13 protein-coding genes and 2 pseudogenes are annotated in these 17656 nt (G+C 70.4%); 3 read left to right on the top strand and 12 right to left on the bottom strand.

Going from position 1 to position 17656, the window contains the following annotated elements; all coding sequences use genetic code 11:
- Nucleotides 1-183 precede the first annotated feature (183 nt).
- Nucleotides 184-2505 carry a chitobiase/beta-hexosaminidase C-terminal domain-containing protein gene (locus tag QP939_RS17585; protein WP_285457857.1) on the top strand — a complete coding sequence of 774 codons (2322 nt, stop codon included), beginning with the start codon at nucleotides 184-186 and terminating at the stop codon, nucleotides 2503-2505.
- A 56-nt stretch (nucleotides 2506-2561) separates the two neighbouring features.
- Here the strand turns inward: QP939_RS17585 and QP939_RS17580 are convergent, their stop codons facing one another.
- Entirely contained in the window at nucleotides 2562-3665 is a 1104-nt protein-coding gene (locus QP939_RS17580) for an erythromycin esterase family protein (protein WP_285457856.1), read from the bottom strand.
- 60 nt (nucleotides 3666-3725) lie between these two features.
- Here QP939_RS17580 and QP939_RS17575 point away from each other — a divergent pair, with 60 nt between their 5' ends.
- A complete protein-coding gene (locus QP939_RS17575) occupies nucleotides 3726-4427 on the top strand; it encodes a TioE family transcriptional regulator (protein ID WP_285457855.1) in 702 nt (233 codons plus the stop codon).
- On the opposite strand, the gene QP939_RS17570 is transcribed toward QP939_RS17575, so the two are convergent.
- On the bottom strand, nucleotides 4384-4929 hold the full coding sequence (locus QP939_RS17570) for a TetR/AcrR family transcriptional regulator (protein WP_285457854.1): 546 nt from the start codon (nucleotides 4927-4929) through the stop codon (nucleotides 4384-4386). The genes QP939_RS17575 and QP939_RS17570 overlap by 44 nt on opposite strands.
- 80 nt (nucleotides 4930-5009) lie before the next feature.
- Here QP939_RS17570 and QP939_RS17565 point away from each other — a divergent pair, with 80 nt between their 5' ends.
- Nucleotides 5010-6017 (top strand): LLM class flavin-dependent oxidoreductase, encoded by a 1008-nt coding sequence (locus tag QP939_RS17565; protein WP_285457853.1) that lies wholly within the window; start codon nucleotides 5010-5012, stop codon nucleotides 6015-6017.
- Here QP939_RS17565 and QP939_RS17560 read toward each other — a convergent pair whose 3' ends face one another.
- The 10 genes and pseudogenes from QP939_RS17560 to QP939_RS17515 form a co-directional block, all read right to left on the bottom strand.
- Nucleotides 6018-6863, bottom strand: a complete 846-nt coding sequence (locus QP939_RS17560; protein ID WP_285457852.1) for an ion transporter — start codon at nucleotides 6861-6863, stop codon at nucleotides 6018-6020. It abuts the gene before it with no gap.
- A gap of 28 nt (nucleotides 6864-6891) precedes the next feature.
- Nucleotides 6892-8631, bottom strand: coding sequence for an ATP-binding cassette domain-containing protein (locus QP939_RS17555; RefSeq protein WP_352252656.1), 1740 nt, complete (start codon nucleotides 8629-8631; stop codon nucleotides 6892-6894).
- Nucleotides 8631-10247 (bottom strand): annotated as a pseudogene (locus QP939_RS17550) (protein kinase domain-containing protein); the annotation flags it as partial. The gene QP939_RS17555 and the pseudogene QP939_RS17550, both read right to left, overlap by 1 nt.
- A gap of 18 nt (nucleotides 10248-10265) precedes the next feature.
- Nucleotides 10266-12953, bottom strand: a complete 2688-nt coding sequence (locus QP939_RS17545) for a tetratricopeptide repeat protein (protein ID WP_285457850.1) — start codon at nucleotides 12951-12953, stop codon at nucleotides 10266-10268.
- Nucleotides 12950-13672, bottom strand: coding sequence for a hypothetical protein (locus QP939_RS17540; RefSeq protein WP_285457849.1), 723 nt, complete (start codon nucleotides 13670-13672; stop codon nucleotides 12950-12952). Before QP939_RS17540 ends, QP939_RS17545 begins: the two co-directional genes overlap by 4 nt.
- Nucleotides 13669-14220: a TerD family protein gene (locus QP939_RS17535; RefSeq protein WP_285457848.1), complete on the bottom strand. Its 552-nt coding sequence runs from the start codon at nucleotides 14218-14220 to the stop codon at nucleotides 13669-13671. Before QP939_RS17535 ends, QP939_RS17540 begins: the two co-directional genes overlap by 4 nt.
- Entirely contained in the window at nucleotides 14220-14669 is a 450-nt protein-coding gene (locus tag QP939_RS17530; protein ID WP_285457847.1) for a hypothetical protein, read from the bottom strand. The genes QP939_RS17535 and QP939_RS17530 overlap by 1 nt, the downstream gene beginning before the upstream one ends.
- A gap of 4 nt (nucleotides 14670-14673) precedes the next feature.
- Nucleotides 14674-15611 (bottom strand): annotated as a pseudogene (locus QP939_RS17525) (toxic anion resistance protein).
- A 317-nt stretch (nucleotides 15612-15928) separates the two neighbouring features.
- Nucleotides 15929-16504 (bottom strand): TerD family protein, encoded by a 576-nt coding sequence (locus QP939_RS17520; RefSeq protein ID WP_285457845.1) that lies wholly within the window; start codon nucleotides 16502-16504, stop codon nucleotides 15929-15931.
- Between the two features lie 33 nt (nucleotides 16505-16537).
- The gene (locus QP939_RS17515; protein WP_285457844.1) at nucleotides 16538-17647 is read right to left on the bottom strand and encodes a DUF475 domain-containing protein; all 1110 of its coding nucleotides are present in this window, start codon (nucleotides 17645-17647) and stop codon (nucleotides 16538-16540) included.
- Nucleotides 17648-17656 lie beyond the last annotated feature (9 nt).

Below are 17656 nucleotides of genomic sequence, written 5' to 3'. Positions count from 1 at the left end.
CGGTTCAGTCATTCGCCCACCGCACGCCAAACCGGATCATCAGTCACAGAACGCCTCACCCGAACGCGTTATTGGTCCAGACAAGTGTTACCGAAAAGTGATCGAAGCACCGCTGACCGGGAGCTACTTTGTTGTGACTCGCAACAAATGCTCGTGGATCCCCAACGGCGGAGGTGTCACGGCGTGAACCGGACCTTGGACAAGCTTCGACGACGCGGCCCGAGGCTCGCGTTCGTCGCGACGGCGCTGCTGGTGGCGGCCGGGCTGAGCGCCCCCGCCGCCCTCGCGGCCGACGACTACACCCAGAGCGTCACCCAGCTCAGCTCGACGCAGGTGCAGCTCAACTTCATCCCGACGACGCCCGCGCTGTACGTGGACGTCCACTACACCGGCGTGCCCGGCCTCGGCCAGCAGAACGTCCGGATGACGAACTCCTCCGGCACCTGGCGCACCACCGTCGGCGGCCTGAGCAGCGGCAACGTGCTCGACTACTGGTTCACCTACGAGAAGAGCGGGCCGCAGTACGACACCCCGCACTTCAGCTACACCGTCGGCGGCGGCTCGACTGCGGTCGCGGCGCCGACGTTCAGCCCGCCCGGCGGCACGTACTCGAGCGCGCAGACGGTGACGATCAGCAGCGCCACCGCGGGCGCGACCATCCGGTACACAGTGGACGGATCGACGCCGACGGCGTCCTCGACGCTCTACAGTGGACCGATCAGCGTGCCGAACTCCCGCACGGTCAACGCGATCGCGCTCAAGTCCGGGATGACGACCTCACCGGTGTCGAGCGCGAGCTACACGATCGGCACCCAGGCGGGCTGCCCGACGCAGTCCGACACGCCGAACTTCGGGCCCAACGTGCGGATCTTCGACCCGAGCATGTCCGCGGCCACGATCCAGGCGCAGCTCGACACGGACTTCACCAACCAGAAGGACACGCTCACCGCGCAGTTCGCCGAGCGCCGCGTCGCCCACCTGTTCAAGCCGGGCACGTACGGCGTGCACGACAACGTGGGCTTCTACACCTCGGTGGCGGGCCTCGGCCAGAACCCCGGCGACGTCGTGATCAACGGCGACATCACCGTGGACGCCTTCAACGCCTCCGACAACGGCGTCGCGCTGCAGAACTTCTGGCGCTCGGCGGAGAACATGGCGGTCAACCCCTCCAGCGGCAACGACCGCTGGGCGGTGGCGCAGGCCGCGCCGTTCCGCCGGATGGACATCCGCGGCGGGCTGCAGCTGTACCCGGCGAGCTACGGCTACGCCAGCGGCGGCTACATCGCCGACTCGAAGGTGTCCGGCCAGGCCGCGTCGGTTTCGCAGCAGCAGTGGTACACCCGCGACTCCGCGCTGGGCAGCTGGAACGGCGGCGTGTGGAACATGGTCTTCTCCGGCACCAGCGGCGCGCCGGCGAACACGTTCCCGAACCCGCCGGAGACGACGCTGGCCACGACGCCGGTCTCCCGCGACGTCCCGTACCTCTACGTCGACGGCACCGGCAAGTACCGCGTGTTCCTGCCTTCGTTGCGCACCAACGCGTCCGGGCCGAGCTGGGCCAGCGGCAGCACGCCCGGAACGTCCGCGCCGATGAGCCAGTTCTACGTCGTCAAGTCCGGTGACACGGCCGCGTCGATCAACAACGCGCTCGCCGCGGGCTGCAACCTGTTCTTCACGCCGGGCATCTACCACCTGAACCAGACGCTCAACGTGACCCGCGCGAACACGACGATCCTCGGCATCGGCTACCCGACGCTGGTGCCCGACAACGGCGTCAACGCGATGCAGGTGTCCGATGTGGACGGAGTGCGGCTCAAGGGCCTGCTCTTCGACGCGGGCACGACGAACTCGCAGGCGCTGCTCACGGTCGGCCAGTCCGGCTCGTCGGCGAACCACGCGGCGAACCCGACGACGGTCCAGGACGTCTTCTTCCGGATCGGCGGCCAGATCGCGGGCAAGGCGACGAACAGCCTGATCGTCAACAGCGCCAACACGATCATCGACCACATCTGGGCGTGGCGGGCCGACCACGGCAACGCGGGCACGGTCGGCTGGACCGTGAACACGGCCGACACGGGTCTCGTGGTGAACGGCGCGAACGTGCTGGCCACCGGCCTGTTCGTCGAGCACTACCAGAAGTACCAGGTGATCTGGAACGGCCAGGGCGGCCGGACGATCTTCTTCCAGAACGAGATGCCCTACGACGTGCCGAACCAGGCGTCGTGGAACGCGCCGTCCGGGGTCGCGGGGTATGCCGCCTACAAGGTCGCGTCGAACGTGACGTCCCACGAAGCGTGGGGCCTCGGGAGCTACTGCTTCTTCGACACGAACCCGGCGGTGTCCAGTTATCACGCGTTCGAGGTGCCGAACACGAGCGGTGTCCGGTTCCACAGCCTGCTGACGGTGTCGCTCAACTACCGCGGCACGATCACGCACGTCATCAACGACACGGGCGGCGTCACGCCTTCGGGCACGGTGCCGGTCAACGTGGTGAACTACCCGTAACGCGGGTACTCGGCGGCCCCGCACCGGACCCGACCCCGGTGCGGGGCCGCCGCGCGTCACGCGATGTGCAACACGGCGTCGGTGCCGCCGAGCAGGTTCTCGTCGAGCGGGAAGTAGCCCTGTTCGGGCCGGGTGTCGGTGCGCTTCCGGCCGGAACCGGGGTCGGGCCCGGTGGTCAGCGCCCAAGTCTTCGTGTCGCGCTGGAGCAGGCCTTCGTAGGTGTCATCGGCGGGTTCGCCGAGCCCGATGGCTTCGCTGTGGCCGAGGCTTCCGGCGATGAAGGCGTAGCGGTCGCCGAGCAGCGACGCGACGATCGCGCCCGCGCTCACCCATTCGAGGTTCGCGTACGGACTTCGCCAGGTGCTCGTGCGCCGCTGCAGGTGGCTGTTGTGCGAGAACACCAGCGTCGGCCCGCGCCGGGCTTCGAGTTCGCGGATCTCCAGGAGGTTCTGGGCCATCAGCGCGTCGCGCGTGCTGGACAGGCGGCTGATCCGCTCGTCGCGCTCGCCGGGCTGGGCCGACTGCTTGTGGTAGCGCAGCAGGTCGAGCCCGGCGGTGAGGTGGATCTTCGCCCGCTGCCACGCGGTGCGGGACGTCGTCGCGATCAGTTCCGGGGCGCGGGCGTAGAGCCGGGTAAGCAGGTCGTCCGCGAGCACGCGCAGCCGGTCGGCCTCCGGCGTGCCGCCCGGCGACTGTGCCGCGTCGAGGACGGCCTCCTGGCGGCTCCAGCGTTCGTCGTCCCCGGCCAGGCCCGCGATGTCGAGGTCGAGCCCGAGGTAGTCGCGGGCGTGCTCGAGGTAGGTCCGCGGGCTCGGCACGGTCATCATCTCCAGCGGCGGGTCGAAGCCGTGGAAGGCCAGCGGTTCGGCGGCGTTCTCGTTGTACTCCCGCATCCAGGCGACGAGCTCCCGGTTGGCGTCCAGGGTGCCGAAGGTGTGCGAGAAGCCGTCGCGCAGCACGTCGTCGAGCTCGCCTGTGCCGTCGCGGACGAAGTCGTCGACCGCGAGGGCGGCGACGCGGTCGGTCTCCAGGGCGATCGACCGGAAGCCGCGCTCGGCGAGTCGCGCGAAGAGGTCGTTCCGGAGCCGGGCGAACGCCGGTTCCAGGTGGGTCGGCTCGCCGAAGGCCAGCAGTTCGGCGGTGAAGTCGGTGATGTCCATGTGGTTGAATCGTATCGTTGAAGACTCGGTTGAGACTTTGCCGAAGTGAGGTCGTCCGTCATGCGCCCCGCCGATCTCGCCCGTGAACACGGTATCTCGACGCAGGCGGTGCGCAACTACGAGCGCGACGGCTTCCTCCCGCCCGCCGCCCGCACCGAGGCCGGCTACCGGGTTTACACCGAGGTGCACGCGGCGGCGCTCCGCGCGTTCCTCGCCTTGGTGGCGGCGTACGGCCACGCGACGGCGGGCGGCGTGATGGTCGCCCTCCACGCCGACGACCTCGACCGCGCACTGACGCTCGTCGACCGCGGCCACGCCCAGCTGCTGCGCGACCGCGAGACCCTGGCGGCGGTCCGCACGGCGATCGGCGACCTGACGTCGGCGCCGGAGTCGCGCCCGGCCGGGCCGGACAGCATCGGCGAGCTGGCCCACCGCCTCGGCGTCACGGCGGCGACGGTCCGGGCGTGGGAGCGCGCCGGAATCCTGGCCCCGGCCCGCGACCCGGCCACGGGCTACCGCGTGTTCTCCGCGGCGGACATCCGCGACGCGGAGCTGACGCACCTGCTGCGCCGCGGCGGCTACCCGCTCGAGCACATCGCGACGGTGGTCGGCCAGGTCCGCACGGCGGGCGGCACTTCGTCGCTGGTCAAGGCATTGGAGACGTGGCGGGAGCGGCTCACGGCGCGCGGCGTGGCGATGCTCGACGCGGCGGGCGTGCTCAGCGAGTACTTGCGAGTGCGGCGTCCACCACCCGCTCGATGAAGGCGTCGTCGAGCGGTTCGCGCGACAGCAACCGGCGGTAGAAGAGCGGGCCGAGGAAGAGGTCGACCGCGAACTCCCGGGTGGTCTCCCCGCGTTCGACGGCCCGCGCGACGGCGTCGTGCACGGGTTTCCGCCGCTGAGCGGTGAATTCGGCGAGCACGGCGGCGAGTTCCGGGTCGCGCTCGGCGGCGTCGATCAGGCCGGGGATGAGCGCGGACGTCGGCGCGGTGTGCAGGATGCGGTCGAGGTCGTGGGCGAAGGCGACGAGGTCACCGCGCAGGCTGCCGGTGTCCGACGGCGCGGCCGGGGGCACGATCGACTCGACGGCCGCCCGGAGCACCGCGTGCTTGTCGGGCCACTGCCGGTAGATCGTCGTCTTCGCCGCGCCCGAGCGGGCGGCGATCGCCTCGACGGTCGCCCCGGCGAACCCGTGCTCGACCAGCAGCTCGACGGCCGCGTCGAGGATCGCCCGCCGCGAGCGGGCCACGCGTGGATCAGCCACCACCGCACCTCCTTGCGAGGAGTCTAGCACTTTCGCTACGCTACGGTAGCGTAGCGAAACTCGTCGGGAAGGGACCTCTCATGAAGTTCGGCATCGAGCTCCCCACCGCCACGTCCGGGATGATGCACCCGGTCCCGTTCGCCGGGCCGCGGGACCTGGTCGACCTCGCGATCGAGGCCGAGCAGCTCGGCTACCACGACGCGGGCGGCAACGACCACCTGTCCACAATGGACTTCGTCCGGCGGGCGTGGCCCGACCCGCCCGACCTCTACGAGCCGTTGATCGTGCTGGCACAGGTGGCGGCGAAGACGTCGGTGCTGCGGCTGACCACCGGCATCATGGTGCTGCCGCTGCGCGACCCGGTGCTGCTGGCGAAGCAGGTGGCCACGCTCGACCAGCTGAGCGGCGGCCGCGTGACGCTGGGTGTCGCGGTGGGCGGCTATCGGGACGAGTTCGAAGCCGTCGCGCCGGACCTCCATCACGCCGACCGCGCGCGGCTCACGCGGGAGCGGATCGAGGCGTTGCGTCTCTTGTGGACCGAGCGGAACGCTTCCTACCACGGCGAATACGTCCACTTCGAGAACGTCGAGTCGTACCCGAAGCCGCTCCAGAGCCCACTGCCGATCTACTCGGGCGGCAATGTGGACGGTTCGCTGCGCCGCGCGGCCGAGCTGGGCGACGGCTGGCTGCCGGCCAAGATGAGCCCGTCGGGCATCGCAGCCGGGCGGGCGAAGCTGGCGGAGTACGCGCGCGCGGCGGGCCGCGACCCGGCGACGATCACGACGGCGCTGCAGTCGGTGGTCTGCCTGGGCCCGACGCGCGAGGCGGCGCGGGAGACGTTCCGGAACTCGTCGTTCGACCTGTTCCGGACGTCGCTGGCGAAGACGATGACCAAGGGCGTCGACCAGGACGCGTACTTCGCGATGAACCTGATCGGCACGCCGGACGAGGTGTGCGAGAAGGTCGCGGCCTACGCGGGCGCGGGGGTCGAGCACCTGACGGCGTTGCTGTTCGTCGGCAACACGGTCGAGGAGATGCGGGCGCAGATCCGGCTGTTCGCGAAGGAGGTGCTGCCCGCGTTCGCGTGATCAGCGTTTGTGCAGCCGGTCGTATTCGAGCGCGGCCGAGTGCTGGGTGCGCACGGGCAGAGATTTTTCCTTGTCCTCGTCGTCTGTTTCGTGCAGCCCGAGCTGCACGGCCAGCCGGATCTGCTCGCGGTTGTCGCGCACGACGGCGGAGAAGAAGTCGTCGATCCGCGGGTCGACGAGGACTTCGAGCAGCACGCGGAACGAGGTGTCCACGACGGTGCGCACGATCTCGTCGTGGAAGGGCAGCCGCTTGAGCTTCCCGAGCTGCGGATCGGCGGCGATCTTCTCGGCGATGATCGTGCGCAGCTCGTCCTTGTTGGCGTCGAGTGACTTGGCCAGGTTTTCCGGGTAGTTCCCGGTTTCCAGGACTTTGACGACCTCGTCGAGCACCGCGATGGTCACCGGCTGCTTGATGGCCTTGACGATGGGCTCGGAGAGCTTGTCGACAAGCCGATAGGTGAACTGCTCCCCGACGGCCCGGTCCGCGGCCCGCCCGACCCGGATGAGCAGCAGGAGAACGGCGATGAACTTGTGCGCGACCATCCCGGGATGGGCGACGGGGATCATGGCGAAGAGCTCATACCAGTTCCGCACGAGGAACCGCTTGGCCCACCGCCGTTTCCGCCACCGCCAGAGGAACTCGAGGAGGAAGACACCGCAGATCCCGCAGTCGACGTAGAAGATGACGAGACCGGCCTCCCGACCGGGCGGACTCAGCAGCATGAACCCCAGCAACCCGACCGACCCGGCGGCGAGCAGCAGCATGACCCAGTCATCGGCCCGCACGTTCCCGGGCAGAATCCCACTGTTCAGCTCCGGCTCGCGAGCATCGCGAAGGGTGACCATGGCCCCAGGATGGCACGCACCGCGCTGATCAGCCGGTTCGCCGCCCCGCGGAGAGCCGCCTCGTCCGGATCGCGAAGAGCGCCGTGCACGTCGCCGCCGAGATCAGCAAGGCTCCTGCCGAGGCGAGCCACCACGGCCAGTCGTGGGTCCACAGATCATCCGGCGGCCCGCTCTGCTGGAGATCCACGGTGGCGGCTCCGGCGGCGTACCCCCACCGAGCCGGGGCCAGCCAGGACAGCTGGGCCAGGACGGGCCGCCCGGCCACCGGGATCATCCCGCCGCACAGCACGAGTTGTGACATCACCGTCACGACGAGCACGGGCGTCGTCTGCTCGGTCGAGCGCACCAGTGCCGAGCCGAGCAGGCTGAACAGGCACGAGGCCAGGGCCGTCAACCAGACCGCGACGCCGAGTTCGACGACCGGGCGCGGCAGCAGGACCGCGGAAGCCGGCCCCGGCTTGACCGTCGTGACGACGCCGACGAGCACCGCGGACTGCACGCCGGCGACCAGCGTGAACACGCCGGCCTTGGCGAGCGCGTATGCGCCGGGTCGGAGGCCGACGGCCCGTTCGCGGAGGAAGATCGCCCGTTCGGTGATGGCTTCCTTCGCCGACGCCGCCGCACCCATGAACGCCGCGCCCACGAAGACCAGCACGAGCATCTGCGCGGCCTCCGCCGGGTGGTCCGGCACGGACCGCCGCAGCCCTTCGTGGCCGGGCACCGCCAGGGCGAGCACCGCCAAGACGACCGGGACGAGCAGGAGGAACAAGGCGTACCCGGGATCGGCCAGGATGAGCCGAAGGTGCCGGGCACCCAGCGTGCCGACCTGGTGCCCCAATCCGGCGTGGACCGGCGGCGGCTCGGTGGCCGCTTCGGGCGCCGACTCCGGCCCCACCGCGGGCGGCTGGTGCGGTGGTGCCTTCCCCGAAACCACCCGGTGGAAGATGTCCGCCCAGTCGGCGGTGCCGAACCGCGCCCGCAGTTCCGCCGGCCGTCCGCTGAACACCGGGACCCCGCCCGGCGCCAGCAACAGCACGAGGTCACAACCGTCGAGGTGGGTGACGTTGTGGGTCACCACCACGACCGTCCGGCCGGCGTCGGCGAGCTCGCGCAACCGGCCCATGATCTGCCGGTCGAGCGCCGGGTCCAAGCCGGAGGTCGGCTCGTCCAGCATCAGCAGCGACGGTGCGGTCAACAGCTCGAGCGCGATCGACACCCGCTTGCGCTGCCCGCCGGACAGCCGGTGGATGGGCGTGCGCTCGTGTCCGGTGAGCCCGACTTCGGTCAGCGTCGCGGCTACCCGGCGACGGCGATCCGCCGCGCCGGTGTCCTCGGGCAGCCGCAACCTCGCCGCGTAAGACAGGGCACTGCGTGCGGTCAAGCGCGTGTGGACGACATCGTCCTGCGGTACGACCCCGACGCGCCGCGCGACGGCCGACCGCTGCCGGTGCATGTCGTAGCCGTCGTAGGTGATGCGCCCGCTCGTCGGCGCGACCTCGCCCGACAGCACCTTGAGCAGGGTCGACTTGCCCGCGCCGGACGGTCCGACGACGGCGACCAGTTGCCCGGGCCGCAGGTCGAGCGAGACACCCGAGAGCAAGGACCGGCCGCCGACCGCGAACCCGACGTCGTCGGCCACGAGCCGGGTCCGCCCGCCGCCGACGGTGACGAGGGTGTCCCCGTCGACCCGGAATTCGGTGGCTCCGATCGTGATCCGGTCGCCGTCGCCGATCGGTGCCCGCCCGGCGACCGGAACGCCGTTGACCAGCGTCGGGTTCCGGCTGCCCAGGTCTCGCGACCATCGGCGAAGATTTCGAGCTGCATCTTCAGGGAAGAGTCGACCGCGTTGTCGTCGATGCCCGCGGTGGCGGTGAACCGGCGGAAACCCTTCGAGATGTTGTACTCGACGCCTTGGGCGCTCGTCCCGTAGTACACGTCGGCGCCCACTGCGTGCAGGTAGTTCTTCCCGGCGATGTTCGTGTTCTGGACGTCGTTGCTCCAGTCACCGGCCGCGACGTGGACGGAGTCGAGGTAGACGACCTGGGCCTGGCGCGCCACGGTGAGCGTCACCGTGTCACCGATCGCGGCCCCGGCCGCCGGGTCCTGCGCGATCACGGTGCCGTCGGCGGCCGTCGCATCGATCTTGTCCACAGTGGTCACCTGGATGCCCGGCAGCGCGTCCTGGGCGTCCGCGAGCTTCTTGCCCACGACCCCGGGCATCACGCTGGGTTTCGCCGTCGCCGTCACGGACGGCGAGTTCGCCGCGGACACGGGTGCGGCGACGGCGGAGGTCGTCGGCGGGGCGATCGCCGACGGCGTGGTGCCGCCGCGCGCCGGCCGGAAGGCGAACCAGCCACCGGCCAACAGGGCCAGGACGACGACCAGGGTCAGCACGACCCGGCCCTTACGGCGGCGTTTGCGCGGAGCCACATCCACTCCGGCGCTCGTGCTCGGAGACGCGGTCACGACGGGCCTGCGCGGCGGAGGCGGCGCAGTGCCGAACACGGTTTCCGCGCCCAGGCCCGTTTCGTTGAGGGGCACCGGGGGTGGCGGCGACGTGAGCGGCAGGACGAGTGGTTGGTTCATCAGCTCCAGGACGAGCCCGTCGAGGATCGTCGCGACCTGCTGGGCGGTCTCGGGCCGTTCGGACGGTCGTTTCGCCATCATCCAGGCGAGCACGTCCCACAGTTGGTCGGGCACGCCGGCCGGTCGGCCCGGCATCGCGCTCTCGTGCGACCGGATCACCGCGAACGTCGACTGCCCGGCGAACGGGGTGACCCCGCAGCACAGCTCGTACAGCAGGATGCCGAGCGAGTACAGGTCCGACGCGGGTGTCGCTTCGAGGCCCTTGCCCAGTTCCGGAGCGAGGTACTGCGGAGTTCCGACCAGCAGCGACCGGCGCCCCAGGTCGGTGGCCGTCGCCAGCCGCGAGATGCCGAAATCCGTCAGCCGCGGCACAGTGCCGTCCATCAGGACGTTCTCGGGCTTGACGTCGCGGTGCACCACCCCGGCCTGGTGGACGGCCGCGAGCGCCGCCGCCACCCCCGCCCCGATGCGCGCGACTTCGGCCGGCAGCAAGGTCTTCTCGGCGTTGAGGCGGGCACGCAGGTCCCCGCCGCCGACCAGATCCATCACGATCGCGACGGTCTCCCCCTCGACGACCAGGTCGTGCACGCCGACGAGGTTCGGGTGGCGCAGTCCGACCAGAATGGACCGTTCCTGCAGGAACCTGGCTACCAGCTCGGGGTCTTCCACGAGCTCGTCCCGCAGCACCTTGAAGGCGTAGGTCCGCCCTTCTTCGTCGGAACCGGCGAAGACCCGCCCCATCGCACCCGTACCGAGCAGGTCGCCCAGCCGGTACCGGCTGCCCAACGGCTTCTCCATGTCCAGACCTCCAAAGATTCAGTCTTCGGGCTTTTTCCCGAAGAATTCGTCGAAACCGGCAAAGAGCCGCCACGCGAACGGCGGGAGGTTCATGAGTGCCCGGGTGACCCCGGCGCGGTTCCGGAGTTCGGCCTGCCAGCCGAGGGATTCACCGATCCGTCGGTCGGCCTCGACGACGAGCGGAACCGCCGTTCGCTTGTGGCCGGTCATCGCGAGGGCGATGCCGAGGTCGAGCTGGGTCCGCATGGTGTCCGGGTGGTGCGGCCCGATCGAGTTCCGCTGGTTTTCCAGCAGGTCGCGCAGGATCGCGACGGCTTCGTCGTACTGCTTGAGCTGACCGTGTGCCTGCGCGGTCGAATAGCGCAGCCAGTGGTGCAAGGGGTGGTGCTCGCCGAAGACGTCGCGGACCGGCTCGTCCAGTTCCGCGAATTCCCGCAAAGCCCGCTTCGGACGGCCGCGGGTGACAGACGTGCGCGCACACCGCACGCCGGCCGCCAGAGCCAGCGGGCTCCTCTTCCCCAGCAGCCCGGCCAAGCTGTCATGAGCGGACCGCAACTGCGCTTCCAGCGCGTCCCAGTTCTCGTCACGCACCTTGAGTTCGATGAGCTCCAGCGACATTTCGGCCTCGGCGTGCACACCGATCGCCTCCAGCCGCAGGGGGTGGCGTTCGTGGTCCGGAGTGTCGTGCTCACGGATGATCGCTTCGGCGATCGTCCGCGCCTGTTTGAGGTCGCCGGTGATGATCCGGAGCCGGGCCAGTTCAAGCCGGGCTCGCGGGTCCGCGTCCCTGGTGCCGAGGAGCTCGATCGCGTCGCGGAAACGTCCGCGCATCCGCTTCGCGACGGCCATGGAGACCCGCGCTTCGGCCTTTTCCCCCTCCGGCAACGATTCCGGGACGACGTCCGGCCACACGGGGTCCGCGTCGGCGTACCGGCCCAGCTGGTCGAGCGCACGAGCGCACACGAGCCGCGCCCGGAACGCGTCCTCCGAATCCACGAGTGGACGGCAGACCTCGACGGCCTTGGCGAAGTCGCCCGCGTCGACCAGTGCCGCGCCGGCGGCCACCAGGTCGGCCGCGGCCACGCCGTCCACCGCGAGGATCCGGTTCGCCGCGTCCCGGGCGGCCACGATGTCGCCCTGACCGCGGAACCAGTCGAGCCCGGCCCGCAGCAACCGGGCTCGCTGGTCCGCGGGCACGCAGTCGTGCCGGGCCAGTGCCGCGGCGTGCTGGTGGAACCGATCGGCGCCGCCTGACAGAGCGAGCACGGCCGACGCGGTCTCGCGGGTCAGGGCGTCGTCGAGGCCCGCGGCCTCGCGAACCAGCGCGTGGACGTCCCACTCCGTGCCGAGGTTCGTCAGCAGCGCACGCCGGCTGAGCTCGGCCACCGCATCAGCGACGTTGTCCTCCGGCAGGACGCGCCGCACCAGATCCGGTGGCACGGGCGCACGGGACAGCGCGGCCGCGATCCGGAGGATCCGCCGCGCGGTCGGCGTGCATTCGCCGATCGCTCGCCGCAGAACGTCCGCGGCGGCGGTCGGCATCGAATCGAGGGCATCGGCGAAGCCGACCGCGCCCCGCCGGTCGCGGTACGCCGTGACCACGCTCGTGAGGACGATCGGGTGACCACCGCACCGTTCGACCAGCCGCCGCACGGCCGCGAGTTCCTCCGGGTCGGCGGACCCGACGATCTCCGTGTACAGCGCGGAAGCTTCGTCTTCGGACAAACCCCCCAGCTCGACGACCGGCGCGGCCCAGTCCGGATTGCCGGACCTCGTGGTGAGCACGGTCCGGACGTACGACGTCGGCATGACGAGCTGGTCCAGCACGTCGGCGGGCAACTCCGACGGCACGTCGTCGATGATCCACAGCTGCGGTTCGCGAGCGGCTTCGATGCGCCGGGCGACGACGGCGCGAACCTGGTCCGGCGGCAGGTCACCGACGTCGGCGCCGAGGTCGTCGGCGATCGCGCGGAGCTGCCCGTGGAACCTCGCGAGAGCCCCGACGGGGTCGTCCTCTCCGAACAGGCCCAGCCACCGCACCCCGCCGGGGAAGGCGTCCCGGAAGAGAAACGCGTACTGCTCGGCCAAGCTGGTCTTCCCGAGACCGGCGAAACCCCGCACGACGGCCAGTGCCGCCGACGTCCTCGGCGTCGTGGCCGGCAGTTCGCGGGCGTGCAAGGCGCTGTGGATCGCCCAGAGCTGCCGGTACCGGCCGACGAACCGCCGCGGCCGCAACAGCCGGGGCAGCAACGGTGCCGTGCTGCGCACCGCGCCCAGCGGAGTGGTCGCGGCCCGGACCATCTCGGCCACCCGCTCGACGGTTTTCGCGCGTTCCCGGTCGTTCCGCGGCCGGCCGGCGTAGGCGGCGTCCTCGAGCTCGATCGGGGCGATGTGGTTGCCATCGGACTCGGGGTTGACGACGAGCACCCGCCGCCGGGGGTCTCCCAGGCGCTGCGCCGCGAGGAACGCCGATGTCAGTTCCCATTGGCACGCGTACCGGGTCGGGAACCGGCGTGAGTAGTAGGCGAGCAGCACTTTCGACCCGGCGAGCGCGGCGTCGAGCTTCTCGGTGATTCCTTCGAACCGCTCGATCTCCCGGTCGCGGAAGACCCGGAGGCCGGCTGCCTCGAGGGCGTCCTGCAGCGCGTTCACCTCGACGCTGTCCGCCCAGGTGAAGCTGAGGAAGATGTCGTAGGACCCGGTCACGCCGCACCTCCCGCGCTGGTGAATTCGTCCAGCCAGCTGATCCGGTGGAAGCCGAACGCGTCGGCGGCCGCCCGAGGTGACGAAAACGCTTCCTCCGGCTCCGCGCGCAGAACCAGCTCCCCGCTGACGTTGTGGATCGAGAGCGGCACCGTCACGCGCGCGCCTCCGGGATTCCCGAGCGGGAGTTCGAGCCTGGCGCCGTCCCATGTGGACACGACGAGGAGTCCGGTCGGCCCGGCTGTCGGGAAATCCGCCATGACGACCAACCGGACGAGCTGCCGGACCTGCCGCAGGTCGGCGGACACCGATCGGCTGCGTACAGCCAGGAGCGGGGTTCGTGTCGCCGACGTTCCGGAGCCGAGGAAGGCGGACCGGTCGTCGGCCAGTTCGTAGGTGCAGGCCAGTGCGGGCGCCGTCGCCGTGCACACCGCCTCGACAGTCAGCGAGCCGATCGCGCTCTGCAGGCGGTCCAGCGTCACCGCCGGAGTCTTCGGCCCCAGCTGCAGGCGGCTGCCGGAGCGGCACCGGACCACTGGTCGCCCCGGGCGGCCGGTGCGGTGGACCGGTGGTGAGGGCCGCGTGTCCGGCACTACCGGCGTAAGGGTGAGGTCCAAGGACACGGCACCGGGCGCCGGGCGCGTCGCCGCGTGGCGCCGTCGGAGGAAGGGCAGGTCGGTGCGCGGTGCTGCCCGGCTGGGCGTGGTGAAGTCGAGTGTCATCGGATGACTCCGTAGTCCTCGGCGAGCGCCGCGATGCCGGACCGGTAGCCCTCGCCGAGCACCTTGAACTTCCAGCCGCCGTTGTGCCGGTAGACCTCGCCCAGCGCCAACGCCGTCTCGCCGTCGAGCGCGGGCGCGAGGTTCTCCGACCGGACCAGTTCGCGGTCGTCCCGGGGATCGAGCCCGCGCAGGGTCAGCGACCGGAGCCGGCCGAGCCCACGGCGCAGGCCGTTGCCTTCGTTGACGTACAGCACCGCGACGATCCGCGAGACTTCGCCGGGTACGTCCGCGAACACGACTTCGACCTGGTCATCGTCGTCTCCGGCCATCGCCACCGATCGGCTCGGCTCGGTCAGCTGGTTGAAGAAGACGAAATGCTCCGCCGACGGGGCCCGGCGTGCGTGGTCACAGAGGATCGCGGCCACGACCAGGCTCTCGGCGAGAGCCGGCTCCGGGCCCACCTCCCAGCGCACACCGAGGACGACGCCGGGCAGATCCGGGATTTCGCGGGTGAGCTCGACGTTCGAGCCACGTTTCAAAGCAGCCATCACAGGTCCAGATCGGAGTTCGAGAACTTCGTGCGGAGGAAGATCTCCTGGGTGCGCAGGGCGTCCGTGGCGTGGACACGCTCGGCGTCCCGCACCGAGATCACCTCGTCGAGCAGCGATTCGAGCTGCTCGATCAGCGACGCGGACGGCCCGACCGCGGTGTCGTCCAGGCGGAGGAAGGTGTCCAAGGTCGTCGGCAAGTGATCGGTCACGATTCCCGCGACCGCCACCCGCGTGCGGATGTCCGACGCCTTGTCCTCGCCGGCCAGTTCGGTCAGCACGTCGGTGATCTCCCGCGCGGTGACCACAGCGGACGGCGGCAGCCGACCCGAGCGCGCGTTCACGAACCGGATCAGCGACGCCAGTTCGGTCCGCAACGCCTCGGGCGTGTAGTCGGGCGGGGACTCGGCGGGCGCCGGGCCGGGCCCCTCCCTGCGCAACCAGGCCATCGGTTCACCCCGCGCCCTCGTGCCGCCGGGTGCGCTCGAGGTACGGCTTGGCCCGGTCGAGCTGGCCCTGCAGCGCCGCCACCGTGTCCGCCATCGAGTCCGTCGCCTGGGCCCGGAACGTGTCCAGCGCGTCCATGGTCGCGAAGACGTTGTCGAACGCCGCTTGCAGTTTCCCGATCTCGATCGTGGCGGAGGCCGCCTGCTGGTTGATCTCGGCGCCCTGCTGCCGGAGCTGCCGGGAGGTCGCCTCGATCAGGTCCGACGTCGTCGCGTTGAGGGCCGTGACCTGCTGCAGGACGAGCTTCTGCCGGGCCAGCGCCTGCGAGACGATGACCGCCGTGCGCAATGCCGAAATGGTGGTCGTCTGCGCCCGGTCGACCCCCTTGATCAGCTCGACGTTGTTGCGGCGGACCAGGTCGAGGGCCATGTACCCCTGCACGGCGACCGCCATCTGGGTCAGGATGTCCTGCCGTCGCTGCCGGACGCCGAACAGCGCGTCGGACTTGAGGGTGTCCGCCTCCTCGGCCCGCCCGAGCGCCTCGAGGTCCGCGACCTTGCGCTCGATCTCGGCGTCGAGCGCACCGGCGAGCTCGTTGTACTCGGTGAGCTTGCCCATCGCGGCCCAGAGGTTTGCCTTCTCCGTGTCGATGCTCGCGTTGTCCTTGCGGAGCCGTCCTGGCCGGAGTCGAGCGACCGGATGATGGCGTCGATGTGCGACTGCGCGGTCTGATACTTGGCGAAGTAGCGGTCGACGCGGTCACCGCCGGGGAGGAACTTCAGCAGCTTGCGCACGCCCTTGAGGTCGGCCCGGTTCGGGTCGAGTTCGGTGATGGTCGCGCGCAGGTCGATGAGCGTCGCGGACACGCGGGTCTGCGCGTCGTCGCGGTGCCCGCCTCGGCCCGGCAGCTTGGCGGCGGGCCGGTCGAGCATCCGGTTCGACATCCCCGCCGTCGCCCGCATGTCCCGGTCGCCCATCGAGGTGATGCCTTGGATCCGCTGGGCGTACGCCGGGGAGTGGAAGTCCAGTTCGGCCAGCTCCGCGACGAACGCGCGGGCCTTCTGCCGCAGCTCCGCGCGTTTCGCGGGGTCCATCGGCACGGCGCCGGCCGCCTCCTGCTGCTCGACGACCCGGACCGGGGCCGGTGGCGCGAGGAACAATCCGCTCCCGGACGGCTGCGCCGCGACCGGCGTCGACGGTGGCCCGCCGAGCTCGAGATCCGACATCGGAACACCTCCTGGGTTCTGGGTCGTCGACGCGTTCAGAGGTGCCGGGACACGGTGGGCAGGAGGTCACGGAAGGTCCGGCCGGTCGCCGCCGCCCCGATGGCGGTCATCGCCCAGCCGTCGGGCTCTCGGGTGAGCTTCGCCATGATCTGCGCGGTGTGCCTGCCCGATCCCGAGAGGTCGTACCGGGCGATCTCGCCCTCGTTGGTTTCGTCCACGAGCCGGCAGTACGCGTTCTCGATCTGGGAGAAGTCCTGACCGGTGAAGGAGTTGACGGTGAAGACGATGGTGGTGACCTGGACGGGTACCCGCCCGAGGTCGACGCGGATCGACTCGTCGTCGCCTTCCCCCTCGCCCGTGAGGTTGTCACCGGTGTGCCGCACCGAGCCGTCGGTGCTGGTCAGCTGCTTGAACCAGACCTGGTCGACGAGCCGGTCACCGGCGTCGAAGAGCAGAGCGGAGGCATCGAGGTCGATGGTCTGCGGCCGGCTGCCGAACAAACCGCGCTTCCGCATCGCGTCCCAGCCGAGCCCCATCCGGACGCGCGTGAGCGTGTGCCCGTTCGATTTGGTCAGCGAGACGCGCTCGCCCTTGCTCAGTGTCACGGTCATTTCAAAGTCCTTTCATCGAGGGAAGAGCGGTGGTCAGTGGGCCGAGGTGAGCCGGGGCGAGCCCGCAGCGAGGTCCGTGGCCGGTGGTTTGCCCCGGGACAGCCGCCGGTTGCGGACGACCGAGGACACCAGCGCCGTGCCGATGAACCCGACGCCGACCAGCCCGGTGACGATCTCCGGCACCTCGTACCGGATGGTGCACAGCAGCAGCACGGCCAGGGCGCCGATCGCCCACTGCGCACCGTGTTCGAGATAGGCGTACTCGTTGAGCGTCCCGTTGCGCACCAGGAACACCGTCATCGCACGGATGTAGGCCGCGCCGATGCCGAGACCGATCGCGATGACGACCGGATCGGACGTGATGGCGAACGCCCCGATGACGCCGTCGAAGCTGAAACTCGCGTCCATCACCTCGAGGTAGAGGAACAGCGCGAAAGCCGCTTTGCCGGCGACGACCACCGCACCGCCGCGCCGGCCACCGCCGTCGCCCGCCACGGGCTGGTCCGGGTCGAATAGCTCGCTCAGCCCGCTCACCAAGAGGTAGGTGATCAAGCCGAGTGCGCCGGAGACGAGCACGCTCACGGGCTTTCCCGCCGGCGCGAGGAAGTCCGCGGCCAGCAAGAGGGCACCGGCCGCGACGACCACGGAAACCTGCTTCAGCCGGCCGATCCGCGCGAGCGGGCGTTCCAGCCACGAAAGCCAGGTGAGTTCTCGCTCCTCGAAGATGTAGTTCAGGAAGAGCATCAGGAGGAAAACGCCGCCGAACGCGGCGATCGCCGGGTGCGCCTCGTGCAGGACGGACGCGTAGGTGCCGGGCGTGTGGATGTCGCCGCCCGCCATGGCGAGCCGGTAGGCCTCACCAGGCGACAGCTTCGCAGTCACGCAGACCACCACGACCGGGAACAGCAGCCGCATCCCGACGACCGCGACGAGGATGCCGACGGTCAGGAACAGCCGCTGCCACTTCCGGCTCATCCGCCCCAGCACGCCGGCGTTCACCACCGCGTTGTCGAAGGAGAGCGAAATTTCCAGGACCGCGAGCACGGCGACGACGGCCAGGCCGAGCGTCCCGCCGTAGAGGAAGGCCAGTACCAGACCGGCCGCCGTGATCGCGAACGAACCACCGAATGTCTTCAGCAACATTTCACATCC

The sequence above is a fragment of the Amycolatopsis nalaikhensis genome, from assembly GCF_030264295.1.
GTDB lineage: Bacteria > Actinomycetota > Actinomycetes > Mycobacteriales > Pseudonocardiaceae > Amycolatopsis > Amycolatopsis nalaikhensis.
This window is presented reverse-complemented; position numbering and strand designations above follow the sequence as displayed.

Coding starts and splice junctions, on each gene's coding strand:
- QP939_RS17580 (WP_285457856.1), bottom strand. CDS start 3,665: ATGGACATCACCGACTTCACCGCCGAACTGCTGGCCTTCGGCGAGCCG.
- QP939_RS17575 (WP_285457855.1), top strand. CDS start 3,726: ATGCGCCCCGCCGATCTCGCCCGTGAACACGGTATCTCGACGCAGGCG.
- QP939_RS17565 (WP_285457853.1), top strand. CDS start 5,010: ATGAAGTTCGGCATCGAGCTCCCCACCGCCACGTCCGGGATGATGCAC.
- QP939_RS17560 (WP_285457852.1), bottom strand. CDS start 6,863: ATGGTCACCCTTCGCGATGCTCGCGAGCCGGAGCTGAACAGTGGGATT.
- QP939_RS17540 (WP_285457849.1), bottom strand. CDS start 13,672: ATGACACTCGACTTCACCACGCCCAGCCGGGCAGCACCGCGCACCGAC.
- QP939_RS17535 (WP_285457848.1), bottom strand. CDS start 14,220: ATGGCTGCTTTGAAACGTGGCTCGAACGTCGAGCTCACCCGCGAAATC.
- QP939_RS17530 (WP_285457847.1), bottom strand. CDS start 14,669: ATGGCCTGGTTGCGCAGGGAGGGGCCCGGCCCGGCGCCCGCCGAGTCC.
- QP939_RS17520 (WP_285457845.1), bottom strand. CDS start 16,504: ATGACCGTGACACTGAGCAAGGGCGAGCGCGTCTCGCTGACCAAATCG.
- QP939_RS17515 (WP_285457844.1), bottom strand. CDS start 17,647: ATGTTGCTGAAGACATTCGGTGGTTCGTTCGCGATCACGGCGGCCGGT.